General features: G+C 70.9%; 10 protein-coding genes and 1 tRNA gene. 2 read left to right on the forward strand and 9 right to left on the reverse strand.

Translation table 11 applies throughout. The features are described from left to right. Positions 1 to 14 precede the first annotated feature (14 nt). The 5 genes from fusA to CJZ86_RS10965 form a co-directional block, all read right to left on the reverse strand. Complete coding sequence (gene fusA, locus CJZ86_RS10945; protein ID WP_094585986.1) at positions 15 to 2,090, reverse strand: elongation factor G; 2,076 nt, start codon at positions 2,088 to 2,090, stop codon at positions 15 to 17. Between the two features lie 112 nt (positions 2,091 to 2,202). After that, positions 2,203 to 2,673, reverse strand: a complete 471-nt coding sequence (gene rpsG / locus CJZ86_RS10950; RefSeq protein WP_015109449.1) for a 30S ribosomal protein S7 — start codon at positions 2,671 to 2,673, stop codon at positions 2,203 to 2,205. 62 nt (positions 2,674 to 2,735) lie between these two features. Further along, complete coding sequence (gene rpsL, locus CJZ86_RS10955) at positions 2,736 to 3,110, reverse strand: 30S ribosomal protein S12 (RefSeq protein WP_015109448.1); 375 nt, start codon at positions 3,108 to 3,110, stop codon at positions 2,736 to 2,738. Positions 3,111 to 3,206: 96 nt separating this feature from the next. After that, entirely contained in the window at positions 3,207 to 3,542 is a 336-nt protein-coding gene (locus tag CJZ86_RS10960; RefSeq protein ID WP_094585987.1) for an AIR synthase, read from the reverse strand. A gap of 70 nt (positions 3,543 to 3,612) precedes the next feature. Further along, positions 3,613 to 5,466 carry a phosphodiester glycosidase family protein gene (locus tag CJZ86_RS10965; RefSeq protein ID WP_198960123.1) on the reverse strand — a complete coding sequence of 618 codons (1,854 nt, stop codon included), beginning with the start codon at positions 5,464 to 5,466 and terminating at the stop codon, positions 3,613 to 3,615. A 231-nt stretch (positions 5,467 to 5,697) separates the two neighbouring features. On the opposite strand from CJZ86_RS10965, the gene gltB reads away from it, so the two are divergent. Then, a complete protein-coding gene (gene gltB, locus CJZ86_RS10970; protein WP_094585988.1) occupies positions 5,698 to 10,302 on the forward strand; it encodes a glutamate synthase large subunit in 4,605 nt (1,534 codons plus the stop codon). A gap of 19 nt (positions 10,303 to 10,321) precedes the next feature. Here gltB and CJZ86_RS10975 read toward each other — a convergent pair whose 3' ends face one another. Continuing rightward, positions 10,322 to 10,663 carry a hypothetical protein gene (locus CJZ86_RS10975; RefSeq protein ID WP_094585989.1) on the reverse strand — a complete coding sequence of 114 codons (342 nt, stop codon included), beginning with the start codon at positions 10,661 to 10,663 and terminating at the stop codon, positions 10,322 to 10,324. A 53-nt stretch (positions 10,664 to 10,716) separates the two neighbouring features. After that, a complete protein-coding gene (lipA, locus tag CJZ86_RS10980; protein ID WP_094585990.1) occupies positions 10,717 to 11,619 on the reverse strand; it encodes a lipoyl synthase in 903 nt (300 codons plus the stop codon). Positions 11,620 to 11,695: 76 nt separating this feature from the next. Here lipA and CJZ86_RS10985 point away from each other — a divergent pair. Beyond that, a tRNA-Pro gene (locus CJZ86_RS10985) sits at positions 11,696 to 11,769 on the forward strand. A 16-nt stretch (positions 11,770 to 11,785) separates the two neighbouring features. Here CJZ86_RS10985 and cobJ read toward each other — a convergent pair. Further along, positions 11,786 to 13,573 carry a precorrin-3B C(17)-methyltransferase gene (cobJ, locus tag CJZ86_RS10990; RefSeq protein ID WP_502690431.1) on the reverse strand — a complete coding sequence of 596 codons (1,788 nt, stop codon included), beginning with the start codon at positions 13,571 to 13,573 and terminating at the stop codon, positions 11,786 to 11,788. 53 nt (positions 13,574 to 13,626) lie between these two features. Then, entirely contained in the window at positions 13,627 to 14,925 is a 1,299-nt protein-coding gene (locus CJZ86_RS10995; RefSeq protein WP_233133981.1) for a hypothetical protein, read from the reverse strand. Positions 14,926 to 14,974 lie beyond the last annotated feature (49 nt).

Below are 14,974 nucleotides of genomic sequence, written 5' to 3' on the forward strand. Positions count from 1 at the left end.
GATGGAAAGAAAGATCAGGAATTGCCCTGATTCTTGGAAATGATGGCTTCCGCCACATTGCGAGGAACTTCCTCGTAATGGCTGAACTCCATCGAGAAAATACCCCGACCCTGGGTCATGGATCGGAGCTGGGTGGCGTAGCCGAACATCTCGGCCAGAGGCACCTTGGACTGGACTTTGGACTGTCCGTTGTCGACGGACTGTCCTTCGACCTGGCCGCGGCGAGAGGAAAGGTCGCCGATGACCGAACCGAGGTAATCCTCGGGGACCTCGACCTCAACCTTCATCATCGGCTCAAGAAGTACGGGATTGCACTTCTTGACGCCGTCCTTGAAGGCCAAGGAACCGGCGATCTTGAACGCCATCTCCGAAGAGTCGACGTCGTGATAGGAGCCGTCCACCATGGTGACCCGGACATCGATCATGGGGAAACCGGCAATCACACCGGACTGGCAGGTTTCCTTCATGCCGGCTTCCGCCGGACCGATGTACTCCTTGGGAACGATGCCGCCAACAATCTTGTTGACGAACTCGAACCCTGAACCCGGCTCGCCGGGCTGCATTTCGATCACCACGTGGCCGTACTGGCCCTTGCCTCCCGTCTGGCGGGCGAACTTGCCCTCACCCTTGGCGCTGCCGCGGATGGTTTCCCGGTAGGACACCTGGGGGGCACCGATGTTGGCCTCCACCTTGAACTCCCGCAGCATGCGGTCGACAAGGATCTCCAGGTGCAGTTCGCCCATGCCGGCGATCACGGTCTGGTTGGTTTCCGGATCGGTGGAGACCCGGAAGGTGGGGTCTTCCTCAGAGAGGGACTGCAGCGCCTTGCCGAGTTTCTCCATGTCGCCCTTGGTCTTGGGCTCCACGGCCACGGAGATCACCGGTTCGGGGATGAACAGGGATTCCAGAATGATCGGATCGGAGTCGACGCAGAGGGTGTCGCCCGTGGTGGTGTCCTTGAGGCCAAGAACGGCGCCCAGGTCACCGGCCCGGAGCTCGTCGACTTCTTCGCGCTCGTCGGCCTTGAGCAGGATCAGGCGGGAGATGCGCTCCTTCTTGTCCTTGGTGGAGTTGAGCACGTAGCTGCCCTTCTGCAGCACGCCGCTGTACATGCGGACGAAGGTGAGCTTGCCGTAGGGGTCGGCCATCACCTTGAAGGCCAGGGCACTGAAGGGAGCGCTGTCGTCGCAGGCACGGGTGGCTTCGCTGCCGTCGGCCAGCAGGCCATGGATCGGCGGCACATCGACGGGGGCGGGCAGGTAGTCGACAACCGCATCGAGCACCAGCTGGACGCCCTTGTTCTTGAAGGCGGAGCCGCAGAGGATCGGGACCATGCCGTGATGCAGCACCCCGAGGCGGATGCCACGCATCAGCTGCTCCTGGGTGAGCTCTCCGTTCTCAAGGAAGGATTCGATCAGCTCTTCGTCGGTTTCGGCCACCGACTCCATCAGCTTCTGGCGCCACTCCGCAGCCTCGTCCTGCATGTCGGCGGGGATCTCCTCTTCGAGGATGTCGGTGCCGAGGTCATTGGTGTAGATGATCGCCTTGTTGCGCACCAGGTCGATGATGCCCTTGAGGTCGCCCTCGGCACCGATCGGCAGCTGGATCGGCACGGCGTTGGCCTTGAGGCGATCCTTGATCTGGTCGTAGACCTTCAGGAAGTTGGCGCCGGTCCGGTCCATCTTGTTGACGAACACGATCCGGGGCACGTTGTAGCGATCGGCCTGGCGCCAGACGGTCTCCGACTGGGGCTGGACGCCGCCCACGGCACAGAACACGGCGACCACACCATCGAGGACGCGCATCGAGCGCTCCACCTCGATCGTGAAATCGACGTGGCCAGGGGTGTCGATGATGTTGATCCGGTTGTCCTTCCAGCTGGTGGAGATGGCGGCGGCGGTGATGGTGATCCCCCGCTCGCGTTCCTGCTCCATCCAGTCGGTGACGGCGGCGCCATCGTGCACCTCGCCCATCTTGTGGACCACGCCGGAATAAAACAGAATCCGTTCGGTCGTGGTGGTCTTGCCCGCGTCAATGTGAGCGGCGATACCGATATTTCTGACGCGTTCCAGGGGGTAGGCGCGGGCCACGGGAAAGTTCTCCGGGGGTGGGTCGACGAAAAGCGGGCGTAACTCTACAGACCGGTGATGGCTCAGGTCTGGGGGAACCGGATCAGCCCAGGCATCCGGTTCCCGGGGTCGCTCAGTAGCGGTAGTGGGCGAAAGCCTTGTTGGCCTCGGCCATCTTGTGGGTTTCCTCCCGCTTGCGGACGGCACTGCCGGCCTCGTTGGCCGCGTCCATCAGCTCGCCGGCCAGTTTCTGGGCCATGCTCCGGCCGTTGCGGGCGCGGGAGAAGTTGACCAGCCAGCGCAGCGCCATGGCGGTGCCCCGCTCCTGACGCACTTCCATCGGCACCTGATAGGTGGCGCCGCCGACCCGACGGGCCCGGACCTCCACCAGGGGGGTGGCATTGCGGACCGCCGTCTCGAACAGGTCGAGGGGATCGGCGCCGGTGCGCTCGTTGATCAGGGTGAAGGCATCGGAAAGGATGCGCTGGGCCGTGGACTTCTTGCCGTGCTTCATCAGCCGGGCCACGATCATCGAGGCCAGACGGCTGTTGAACTGGGGATCCGGGAGAACCGGGCGCTTCTCGGCGGCGTTGCGGCGGGACATGGAACGGAGGGAGAAAAAGCAGGAGGAGGGAGTCGGCCGCGGAGAGCCGGTGGCGCGAAGGCTCAGGCCTTCGGTGTCTTGGCGCCGTACTTGGAGCGGGACTGACGCCGGTCCTTGACCCCGGAGGTGTCGAGGGTGCCGCGGATGATGTGATACCGGACACCGGGCAGATCCTTGACGCGGCCGCCGCGGATCAGAACCACCGAGTGCTCCTGAAGGTTGTGGCCGATGCCGGGGATGTAGGCCGTCACCTCGAAGCCGGAGGTGAGGCGCACGCGGGCCACCTTCCTCAGCGCCGAGTTGGGCTTCTTCGGGGTGGAGGTGTACACCCGGGTGCAGACGCCACGCCGTTCGGGGCAGGCGCGCAGGGCGGGCGACTTCGTCTTGCGGGTGAGACGCTGCCGCTCGGTGCGGATCAGCTGCTGAATAGTGGGCATCGAGGGCCGGGTGCTGCTCGGTGGGGACTTCTGGGTGGACAGGTCGGACGTCCGACCGTATCGACAATCCGACACCTTACTTCGTCGTCGTCCCGCTCAGTTCTCACGGCTGAAGGCGGCGCCGCAGGCGCAGCTGCGCACCCCCGGTCCGGAGCGCACCAGGAACCCGCCGCCGCTGAGGTCGCCCCGGTAGTCGAGCTGGAGGCCCTGAAGCAGGGGCAGCTGGTCGCCGGGGGAATAGAGGGTGATGCCGTCGGCCCGGGCCACGGGAGTGCCGGACAGGTGGCCGGGGCGCAGGCGGATGGCCCAGGCCTCACAGGCGCCCTCCAGCAGCTCCAGGTGCATCAGCCCGGGGGTGCCCGCCACGGCCGCCTGCCGGCAGAGCTCGGCGGCGGCGGCGGCGGTGAGACGGAGGCTGTGGCCCCTGGGCACGGCGAGGCGGCGAATGGGGTGAGTCTGCCAGTGGGGGAGATCTGCCCAGGCCATCAGTCCGTCAAGGCCATCAGTCGGCCAGCGGCCGGCCGGCCGGCCCCAGGCTCGTGGCCGCTCCCCCGCCCCCGATGGGCACCAGGCCCAGGCCGTTGTGCACGGAGCCGGCCACGCCGCGCCCCTTGACCCGGTGGCTGCCGCCCATCACCAGGCCCGTGGAACTGCCCCCGTCGAGGTTGAGGGCATCCACCAGCCCCAACTGCTGCAGCAGCCAGGCGGTTTCGGAGAGGGTGGGCCCGGCGCCCCCCCCGGCGCCCTCCAGGGTCACCAGCCACAGCAGGGTGCCGTCGCTGCCCACCACGGTGCGGGGCGCCCCCTGGCGCAGGAAGGCGGTCCCGAACCCCTCGGCGCCGCCGTTGAGCACGATGCGGCCGTTCTGGAGCAGCAGCGGTCCGCCCCCCATCACGGAGGAGGCGTTGCCCACCGGATCGCTCGGCCGGCTCTCGATCCGCAGCCGATCCCCCTCGCCCCAGGGCAGGTCGGCCCCGCCGCGGGCCACCACCAGGGTGTCCTCCGGCCGCAGCGGCACCCCGGCCGCCAGCTCGGCGCTGCCGATCCGGCGCTGCACCTGGCCGCCGCTCAGCAGCAGGCCCGTCTCCGAGCCGGTCAGGGCCTGGTAGAGCCGGCCCCACTCGCCCGTGTAGCGGCTCAGGCCCCGCTGGGCCAGGCCGCTGTTCACCGTCAGCAGCGGCAGGCGCTGGCCGCGGTCATCGCTGATCCATTCCTCCAGCCGCAGGCGGCCGAAGCGGGGCAGGCTGCGGGGCTCCCAGCCCACAACGCCGCGGTTGAGGATCGGCCCGGACAGCCAGCGGCCCTGGTCCCGCAGGGCGCCGAGGGGAAGCCGGCGCACCCGGTTGAAGAAGCCGCCGTTGATCGCCACCAGGGCGTCCTGGCGCTGGGCCAGGGCCGTCAGGGAGCTGAGCCCCGCCATGCCGTCGGGGCGGCTGAGGGTGCGCAGCTCCAGGGGACCGCTGCGCGGATCGATCCGGACGGCGTTGACCAGGAACCGGCTGCCGCCCACGTTGCGCACCTGCTGGTCCCAGCGCAGCTGGGACCCCAGCATGGCCAGCAGCCGCGGATCGATCGGAGCCGGTGCCTCCGGCGCCGTGCCGACGCTGCCGGCGCCCTGGGGCAGATCGATGACCACCCGGGCCGGATCCCCCAGGGTGAACGTGCGCAGGGGCGCGGCAGCACCGGGCACCGCCAGGGTCAGGTCCGTCCCGTCGCTGCCGCTGCGCAGGCCCCGGGCGGTGAGCAGGGCCAGCTGGTCGGGCCGGCTCAGCAGGGACAGCTGCAGGCCGCCCTCGCTGCTGCGCACCAGGGTGGGGCCATCGAGGTCGAGCACCACCCGCCGGACCCCGGCCTGCTCCGAGCTGCGCACCTGGAGCAGCCGGGGCGCCGGCAGGCGCAGATCCAGCCGCTCGCCGCGGCGCTCCACCGTCACGCCCACGTCCAGCAGGAGGGCGGCCACGTCGACGGCCACCTCGTCCGCCAGCGAGCGCTGCTGCGCCGGCGGCACCAGCAGCTCCCGGCCGAACCATTCCAGGGCCAGGGCGCCATCGGGCCGGGAGCGGCTGCTGAAGCCCAGCTGGCCTTCGAGCACCTCCAGCGGCAGCCACAGGGCCATCGGCCGGCGCGGGTCATCGCCGCTCCAGCGCCAGGCGGCCTGCTGGCTGCGGCCGTTGAGCGTCAGCCCGGTGCCGCCGACCTCCGCGGCGGAGCCCGCGCGCATCGGCACGGGCCGGCTTGGACGCGGGGCCGCCGGTTCCGGCAGGGGCGGGGGCATCGGCGGCGGGGCTGCCCTGGTGACCGGTGGAGCTCCGATCAGGGCCAGCAGGGCCAGGGTGATCGGGAGAGTCCTGGCCATCGACGACGTCCTGCCTCTTGAGGCATAAATCCTGCCCCTTGAGGCAAAAAGTTAGTCCCATCGCTCCGGGGAAGGGCGGCTGCCTAGGATCGATGGCTCGCCCTGTCGTCGCGGACACGGCTGCTGCACGGGTGACACGGCAGCTCCTCGGCAGACCCTTCCTGCCGGCTTCTTTAGGCTTGTTGTTTTCAAGCCATCTCCAGCTCCGTTTCAGCAGCACCAACCCGGCCTATGTCCTCCTCCGTTCCGCTCTGGCCCCATCGCGACAGCTCGTCCCCAGGCCCTGGAGAAACGGACGCGTGCGGCGTGGGCTTCCTGGCCCACCTCGATGGGGTGGCCAACCACTGGGTTCTCCAGCAGGCCCTGCGGGGCCTCCGCTGCATGGAGCACCGGGGCGGCTGCGGCGGCGATGGTGATTCCGGCGACGGCGCCGGCCTGCTGACCGCCATCCCCTGGAGCTACCTGGAGGCTGTCTGGCCGGCGGCGGCCGCCTCCACGGCGATCGTGCGGGGACTGGGGATGCTGTTCCTGCCGGCGGATCCCGACCGCCGCGACCAGGCCCGCCGGATCTGCGACGAGGAGGCCGAACGCCTCGGTCTCCTCAGCCTCGGCTGGCGGCAGGTCCCCGTGGTTCCCGAGGTGCTCGGTCCCCTGGCGCGGGAGAACGCCCCGGCCATCGAGCAGTGGCTGCTGGCCGCCCCCGATGCGGTGCCCGGCGTCATGGCCGATGTCGACGCCCTCGAATCCCTGCTGTTCCGCCTGCGGCGCCGCGCCGTCGACCGGGTGCGGGAGGTGTGGGGGGCCGACACCACCGACCTCTATTTCGCCTCGATCAGCGCCCGCACCGTCGTCTACAAGGGCATGGTGCGCTCGGAGGTGCTCGACGCCTTCTACACCGACCTCCGCGACGAGCGCTTCAGCGTCGCCTTTGCGGTGTACCACCGCCGCTTCAGCACCAACACCCTGCCCCGCTGGCCCCTGGCCCAGCCGATGCGGCTGCTGGGCCACAACGGTGAGATCAACACGCTGCTGGGCAACATCAACTGGGCCCGGGCCGCCGAATCCCACCTCGAGGCCGTCTGGGGCGATGCCGCCCGGGACCTGCGGCCCCTGGTCAACGCCGCTTTCAGCGATTCGGCCAACCTCGACGCCACCCTCGAGCTGATGGTGCGCAGCGGCCGGCCGATCACCGACAGCCTGCTGACCCTGGTGCCGGAGGCCTTCCGCGACCAGCCCGAACTCGACGAACGGCCCGCGATCAAGGCCTTCTACGAATACAGCGCCTGCCTGCAGGAGCCCTGGGACGGTCCGGCCCTGCTGGTCTTCAGCGACGGCCGCATGGTGGGGGCCACCCTCGACCGCAACGGCCTGCGGCCGGCCCGCTACTGCATCACCAGCGACGGCTACGTGGTGATGGGCTCGGAAACGGGCGTGGTCGAACTGGAGGAATCCCGGATCATCGAAAAGGGGCGCCTCGGCCCCGGCCAGATGCTGGCCGTCGACCTGGAGCAGCACCGGCTGCTGCGCAACTGGGATGTGAAGGAGGAGACGGCGGCGCGCCTCCCCTACGCCGGCTGGCTGCTCGACCACCGCCGCAGCCTGTCGCCCGGCGTCTGGGAGCAGGAGCGCACCCTCGGTGAGCTGGAGCTTCTCCAGCAGCAGACCGCCTTCGGCTTCACCGCCGAGGACCTGGATCTGGTGATCGAGGACATGGCCGGCCAGGGCAAGGAGCCCACCTACTGCATGGGGGACGACATCCCCCTGGCGGTGCTCTCCGCCAAGCCCCACCTTCTTTACGACTACTTCAAGCAGCGCTTCGCCCAGGTCACCAACCCCCCCATCGACCCGCTGCGCGAGAAGCTGGTCATGAGCCTGGAGATGCACCTGGGTCGGCGCGGTTCCGCCCTGCGGCCCGATGCCTCCGGCGCCGCCGTGCTGCACCTCACCACCCCGGTGCTCAACGAGGCTGAACTGGAGGATCTCGGCTCCCACGGCCTTGGTCTCACCACCCTCTCCACGCTCCTGACGGTGTCCAGCGGACCCGAGGGGCTGGAGCAGGCCCTGCATCGGCTCTGCTTCGAGGCGGAGGCCGCCGTGCGCAGCGGCTCCCAGATCCTGGTCCTTTCCGACCGGGCCGATGGCGGCATCAGCGCGGGCACCACGGCCATCCCTCCCCTGCTGGGGGTGGGGGCCGTGCACCACCATCTGCTGCGGCTCGGCCTGCGCCTGCAGTGCTCCCTGGTGGTGGACACCGCCCAGTGCTGGAGCACCCACCACCTCGCCTGCCTGATCGGCTACGGCGCCAGCGCGATCTGCCCGTGGCTCACCTGGGAGACCACCCGCCACTGGCTGGCCCATCCCCGCACCCAGTCGATGATCGAGCGGGGCAAGCTCCCCCGCCTCGATGCCGACACGGCCCAGTCCAACGTGCGCAAGGCCCTGGAGGAGGGGCTGCGCAAGATCCTCTCCAAGATCGGCATCTCGCTGCTGGCCAGCTACCACGGCGCCCAGATCTTCGAGGCCATCGGCATCGGCGCCGATCTGATCGATCTGGCCTTCACCGGCACCACCAGCCGCGTCTCCGGCCTCAGCCTGCAGGATCTGGCCAGCGAAACCCTGGCCTTCCACGCCAAGGCCTACCCGGAGCTGAACCGCACCAAGCTGGAGTTCATGGGCTTCGTGCAGTACCGCACCGGCGGGGAGTTCCACCTCAACAACCCGGACATGTCCAAGGCCCTGCACGCCGCCGTGGCGGCGGGCCCCGGCTACGACCACTTCACCACCTACCGCACCCTGCTGGAGAACCGCCCGGTCACGGCGCTGCGGGATCTGCTTGAGCTGCGCCCGGCCCCGACGCCCCTGCCGATCGACCAGGTGGAGAGCGTCGAGAGCATCTGCAGCCGCTTCTGCACCGGCGGCATGAGCCTGGGGGCCCTCTCCAGGGAGGCTCACGAGGTGCTGGCGGTGGCGATGAACCGCATCGGCGGCAAGAGCAACTGCGGCGAGGGCGGCGAGGACCCGGCCCGCTACCACCCCCTCCACGACGTCGACGGTGAGGGCCATTCGCCCACCCTCCCCAGCCTGCGCGGTCTCCGCAACGGTGACAGCGCCTGTTCCGCCATCAAGCAGATCGCTTCGGGTCGCTTCGGCGTCACCCCGGCCTACCTGCGCAGCGGCCAGCAGCTGGAGATCAAGGTGGCCCAGGGCGCCAAGCCCGGCGAGGGCGGCCAGCTGCCCGGCCCCAAGGTGGACACCTACATCGCCTGGCTGCGCAACAGCAAGCCCGGCGTGGCGCTGATCTCACCGCCGCCGCACCACGACATCTATTCCATTGAGGATCTGGCCCAGCTCATCCATGACCTGCACCAGGTGAACCCCGCCGCCCGGGTCTCGGTGAAGCTGGTGGCCGAGATCGGCATCGGCACGATCGCCGCCGGTGTGGCCAAGGCCAATGCCGACGTGATCCAGATCTCCGGCCATGACGGCGGCACCGGAGCCTCGCCGCTGAGTTCGATCAAGCACGCCGGCAGCCCCTGGGAGCTGGGGCTCACGGAGGTGCACCGCAGCCTGCTGGAGAACGGCCTGCGGGACCGGGTGCTGCTGCGGGCCGACGGGGGCCTCAAGAGCGGCTGGGACGTCCTGATCGCCGCCCTGCTGGGGGCCGAGGAGTACGGCTTCGGCTCGGTGGCCATGATTGCCGAGGGCTGCATCATGGCCCGCGTCTGCCACACCAACAACTGCCCGGTGGGCGTCGCCACCCAGAAGGAGGCCCTGCGCAAGCGCTTCACCGGCCTGCCCGAGCACGTCGTCAACTTCTTCGTCTTTGTGGCCGAGGAGGTGCGCCAGCTGCTGAGCGTGCTGGGCGTGGCCCGGCTCGAGGATCTGATCGGCCGCACCGATCTGCTGGCGCCCCGCGCCATCGGTCTCACCAAGACCAGCGCCCTGGATCTCTCCTGCCTGCTGGATCCGATCCCCGCCGCCGCCGACCGCGCCTGGCTGCGCCACGACGACGTGGCCCACGGCAATGGTCCGGTGCTCGAGGACGGGCTGCTTGCCGACCCGGAGGTGCGCGCGGCGATCGAGAGCCACGGGCAGGTGGCGCGCCAGCTGATGATCGTCAACACCGACCGCAGCGTGGGGGCCCGACTCTCCGGCGAGATCGCTGCTCTGCACGGCAACACCGGCTTCCAGGGGGGCCTCGCCCTCACCTTCCACGGCGCCGCCGGCCAGAGCTTCGGCGCCTTCGTGCTCCAGGGCATGGACCTGCGCCTGGTGGGCGAGGCCAACGACTACGTCGGCAAGGGCCTCAACGGTGGCCGCATCACCGTGGTGCCCCCGGCCGCGGTCCGTGACCCCGGCAACCAGGTGATCCTCGGCAACACCTGCCTCTACGGCGCCACGGGCGGGGAGCTGTTCGCCCTCGGCCGGGCCGGTGAGCGCTTTGCCGTGCGCAACAGCGGCGCCCGCACCGTGGTGGAGGGCGTCGGTGACCACTGCTGCGAGTACATGACCGGCGGCGTGGTGGTGGTGCTGGGCAGCACCGGCCGCAACGTGGCCGCCGGCATGACCGGCGGTGTGGCCTTCCTGCTCGACGAAACCGGAGGCCTGGCGGCCCGGCTCAATCCCGAGTCGGTGGCGCTGGTTTCCCTCACCACCCCCGAGCAGGAGGGGCTGCTGCTGCCGTTGCTGGAGGCCCATCTCCAGGCCACCGGCAGCGCCAGGGCGGCGGCGATCCTGGCCGACTGGCCCACCTGGAAGGCTCGCTTCCGGGTGCTGGTGCCCCCCAGCGAGACGGCCACGGTGGGTCTGGCCCAGCGGGAGGCCGTGGCGGCCTGAGCGGGTCTGCCGCTCAGGCTCAGAAGTCGTCGTAGACCTTCTGGAAGGCGGCGAAGGTGTCGTCGTTGTTCATGCCGGCCACGGCGATCGACGCGGCACCCAGGTGGGTGCTGCAGCTGATCGACAGGGCCATCGGCAGGCTGGCGTGGTCGGCGTACACCGAGCGGCTCTTGCCGGTGCCGACCACCTGGACGTCCTCGCTGAAGCCGTTCTTGCTCGCCACCTTCTTGGCGGTGTCCACGCAGGCCATCAGGTCGTTCACGCCCAGCACCACGTCCGAGTAGACGTGCGGCACCGCCAGGGCCGGCTCAGCCGGTGCAAGCAGGGCCAGCAGCAGGCCGAAGGAGGCGAGTTTGCTCATGACCGGACCGTGGGGCTGCGGGATTCTCATCCTGCCCCGGAGTCCGGTTCGGCTCAGCGCGGATGCTCCTGCATCAGGCGGCGCACCTCGCCGGCGTGGTAGCTGCTGCGGGTGAGCGGACTGCTCACCACCTGGAGGAAGCCGAGGTCGCCTTCCCCGTGACGGCGGAAGCTCTCGAACACCTCCGGCGACGCGAAGCGCTGGACCGGCAGATGTTTCGGGCCGGGGGAGAGGTACTGGCCGATGGTGACGATGTCGACGGCGTGGGCACGCAGATCGGCCATCACGGCGCGGACCTCGTCGTCGCTTTCGCCCAGGCCCACCATCAGCCCTGACTTGGTGTAAGTGCGCGGCCAGCCCTCCCGTACCCGGCGCAGCAGTTCCAGCGAGCGCTCGTAGACCCCCTGGGGCCGCACCTGCCGGTAGAGCCGGGGCACGGTCTCGATGTTGTGGTTGAGCACCTCCGGCGCCGCCGCCATCACCGACGCCAGGGCCTCCCAGGCGCCGCACAGATCGGGCAGCAGGATCTCGATCGTGGTGAAGGGGGACGTGCGGCGCACGGCCTCGATGCAGGCCACGAACTGGCTGGCGCCGCCGTCGGCCAGGTCGTCCCGGTTGACCGAGGTGATCACCACATGGCTCAGGCCCATGCGTCGCACCGCCTCCCCGAGGCGCTCGGGCTCGGTGGGGTCCAGCGCCCGCACGCTGCGGTCGAAGTCGATGTCGCAGTAGGGGCAGGCCCGGGTGCAGCCCGGCCCCATGATCAGGAAGGTGGCGGTGCCGCCGGCGAAACACTCGCCGATGTTCGGGCAGCTGGCCTCCTGGCAGACCGTGTTGAGCTTGAGGTCGACCAGCAGATCAGCCACCGCCCCGATCCGCTCCCGCTGCGGCGCCTTGACCCTCAGCCAGGGCGGCTTGGCGGGGGCGGGCCGGGGGTCGCTGACGGTCACGGGCATCGCTGGGCTGTGCGGACTGTAGGGACGCCGGTCACGGTGGCCGGTCGCCGCGGGCCATCCCCTAAAGTCTGGCCATCGGGATGTGGCGCAGCTTGGTAGCGCACTTCGTTCGGGACGAAGGGGCCGCAGGTTCGAATCCTGTCATCCCGATTTTTTCTTCTGACTCTCAGGCCAGGGCTGCTCCTGGATAGCCCCGCGGGGTGACCATGCGGCCGTCCTGAACACGGGTGGAGCTGTTGCCCACCAGCACCAGGGTGAGCATGTCCACCTGGTCCTCGGGCAGGGTGCCCAGGGTGTGGAGGCTGAGCGCCTCTTCGGCGCGTCCCAGCTGGCGGGCCAGCAGCACCGGCGTGCTGGCCGGCCGGCCCTCCCCCAGCAGTTCGATGGCCCGGCCCAGCTGCCACGGCCTGCCGAGGGAGCGGGGGTTGTAGAGGGCCACGACGAAATCGCCGCTGGCGGCACCCTTCAGCCGCCGTTCGATCACCTCCCAGGGGGTGAGGCGGTCGCTGAGGCTGATGGTGCAGAAGTCGTGCATCAGCGGGGCCCCGGCCCGGGCGGCGGCCAGCTGCAGGGCCGAGAGCCCCGGATGCACCGTGAAGGCCGGACGGTCGAGGACCGGCAGCTGCAGCCAGAGCTCCAGGGCCAGGCCCGCCATGCCGTAGATGCCGCTGTCCCCGGAGGAGATCAGGGCCACGTCGAGGCCCTGGCGGGCCAGGTCGAGGGCCTCGGCGCAGCGGGCCCGCTCCTCCGTCAGACGGCCTTCGCGGCGCAGCTGGTCGGGGCGCCGCAGGGGTTCCAGCAGATCGAGGTAGAGCCCGTAGCCCACCCACACCGTCGTGGAGGCCAGGGCCCGGCGGGCATCGCCGCTGAGCAGATCGATCGGGCCCGGACCGCTGCCCACCAGATGCAGGCTGCCCCGCTGCGGGGCCCACTGGCGATCGGCCAGGGCCACCGCCAGGGTGGCGGCACCCCGCTCCCCGCTGGCGGCCCGCCCGATCCGCTTCTCCACCAGCAGCCGGGGCGCGGTTCCGTCCTGGTCCGTCCCGGCCAGCTCCGTCAGCGGCCGGCCCGCCTCCCCTGCCGCCTGCAGGGCGGCGGCTTCGGCCACGCTGGGCGTGCCCATCTCCCGCGCCACCGCCTCCGAGGGATGGGGCACGGCGACCGCCGCCAGGGTGGCGGCGTCATAAAGGCGCAGGGGCCAGCCGTGCTGCGCCGCCAGGGCCAGCAGGGCGGGCTCATCCCCCTTGCGATCGATGCTTGCCAGGCCCGCCACGGCCTCCCGGGCCAGTCCCTGCTGCTCCAGGCCTTCCGCCACCAGCCGTTCCAGCACGGGCAGGCTCGTGTCCCGCTCGCAGCCGATGCCCAGCCAGAGGCTGGGGGGATGCCAGCGGCAGCCCGCGCCGCTGCGGGGCCCGATCACCAGGGCCGCCCCGCCTTGCTGGCTGCTCTCGTCCTGGCTGCCGTCGTCGTCGCCGCTGACGTTGGCCTCCAGCTCCTGCCACAGCGTGCTGCCCCCCTCCTGGCGCAGGAAGGGGCGGCGACCGCCGGCCGCCTCCACCATCAGCTCTCTCCAGTCGCCGGTGCCGAGGCGCCAGCCCCAGGCCTGGCCGAAGGCATCCAGGGGCAGCCGGCCCAGGCCGGCGCCGGCACCGGTGAGCACGGCCTGGCCACCGACCAGGGCGGCGATCTCCTCGGCGAGGCGGTCGCCGCCGGCGCCATGGCCCCCCAGCAGGGGCACCACGAAGCGGCCCCTGGGGTCCACCACCAGTACGGCCGGATCGCTCTGCTTGTCACCGATCAGGGGGGCGATCAGCCGGGTCACCAGTCCGCAGGCCCCGACGGCCACCACCGCGTCAGCGCTCCCCCAGTGCCGCGCCAGCCAGGGGGCGGAGGCCTCCTCCTCCGGGCCCCGCACCACGGCCAGCAGACCGGCCTGGCGCAGCCGCTGCAGCATCGCTGCGGCCGTCGGGCCGAAGCCGAGGCCGATGTGTCGCCGCGTCGTGTCGCTCAAGGCGTCACCCCCCCGTCGAGGGCGGCCAGGTCCTGGCTGTCCGGGGAGTCCTCTGGGCCGGTCTCCGCGCTGCCATCCGCTGCCCTGTCAGCTGCTGGGATGCCGCCCGCCATCGGGCTTCCCTGCGGGGCCGGCACCTCCGCCTGGCCCGGGAGTCCCGGGTCGCTGTCCGGGCCCCCAGCCTCACCGGCCATGGCCAGCGGCGGCAGCGGCTCGGGCTGCGGCTCCTGCGGCTGCGCCGGTTCCGGCATCGCCGTGGCCTCCGGCTCCAGGGTCCCTTCGGATTCCTTCGTCTGCTCCGGCTCTGGCTCCGGCTCTGGCTCCGCCTCCGGCTCAGGGGCGGCCGGCGGCGGGGCCTCGCCCAGCAGGATGGCCAGCTCCGAGGCGGTGAGCCGCCCCTTCTGCCAGCGGGGCGGTTCGGCGCCGGGCTCCAGGATCACCTCACCCACCAGGCTGTTGAAGGGAGGGTTGAGGGGCTCGCCCAGGCCATCGAGCAGGTCGAGCTGGACCGCATTGCTGCCCGTGCGCCAGCCCTCCAGCCACAGGGGCGTCTGGCGATCCACCAGGAAGCTGTCCCCGTTGATGCTGACCCGCAGCCGCCAGCTGGCATCGCCGCTGCGCAGGTTCTGCAGCGGGGCCTCCAGCAGCAGCCAGTCGAGCAGCAGCGGTGTGCCGGCCGCCGTGCCGCGGGGGCTGACGGCGATCAGCTGGGGGCTGCCCGGGGCGGGTTGGCCGAGGGTATTGGCCGCGACCCTGTGCAGCCGGATCTGGCGCTGGGCACCGGGGTCCTTCACCGCTTCACCCCAGGGCCTGGCGGCGTAGACCGTGAGCCGATGGCTGCCGGGTTCCAGCGGCCGCATCGTGGTGGAGGTGGCGGTCAGCGGCAGGGGGTCATCCCCATCCAGCTGCACCACCAGGTGGGGGCCGAGGCCGATGGGGCCGGCATCCACCAGGGGCCAGTCCTCCACCCGCAGCTTCAGGGTCCAGGGACCGGCCGGCAGCAGGGCGCCATCGGCGGGCGAGACGATCTCCACCCGGGGGCGCCGCGTCTCCAGGGCCTCCTGCAGCTGCTGCACCGCCAGGGGCGGGGCCACCTCCTGCTGGCTGGAACGTCCCATGGCGGGTGTGGCCGGGGCCGCGGCGCTCGGGCGGCGGCCCGGCAGGGAGAAGGCGAGGGCGGCAGGCGGCGCCAGGGTGAACACCAGCAGCAGGGCGGCCGCCAGCAGGCCGGCTCGGCAGACGTGCCTACGGACCGACCGTCCCGCGGCTCCACGCCCCTCTCCCCTGTCGCCCACGCGCGCTCCGTCATTCGTGGAGCCATTCTGCTTCGGGGGCCGAAGAGGG

It is taken from the genome of Synechococcus sp. BO 8801, from assembly GCF_002252675.1.
In the GTDB taxonomy this organism is placed as follows: domain Bacteria; phylum Cyanobacteriota; class Cyanobacteriia; order PCC-6307; family Cyanobiaceae; genus Cyanobium.

Coding starts and splice junctions, on each gene's coding strand:
- rpsG (WP_015109449.1), bottom strand. CDS start 2,673: ATGTCCCGCCGCAACGCCGCCGAGAAGCGCCCGGTTCTCCCGGATCCC.
- rpsL (WP_015109448.1), bottom strand. CDS start 3,110: ATGCCCACTATTCAGCAGCTGATCCGCACCGAGCGGCAGCGTCTCACC.
- CJZ86_RS10965 (WP_198960123.1), bottom strand. CDS start 5,466: ATGGCCAGGACTCTCCCGATCACCCTGGCCCTGCTGGCCCTGATCGGA.
- gltB (WP_094585988.1), top strand. CDS start 5,698: ATGTCCTCCTCCGTTCCGCTCTGGCCCCATCGCGACAGCTCGTCCCCA.
- CJZ86_RS10975 (WP_094585989.1), bottom strand. CDS start 10,663: ATGAGCAAACTCGCCTCCTTCGGCCTGCTGCTGGCCCTGCTTGCACCG.
- lipA (WP_094585990.1), bottom strand. CDS start 11,619: ATGCCCGTGACCGTCAGCGACCCCCGGCCCGCCCCCGCCAAGCCGCCC.
- cobJ (WP_502690431.1), bottom strand. CDS start 13,573: ATGCTGCAGCGGCTGCGCCAGGCCGGTCTGCTGGCCGTGGTGCGGGGC.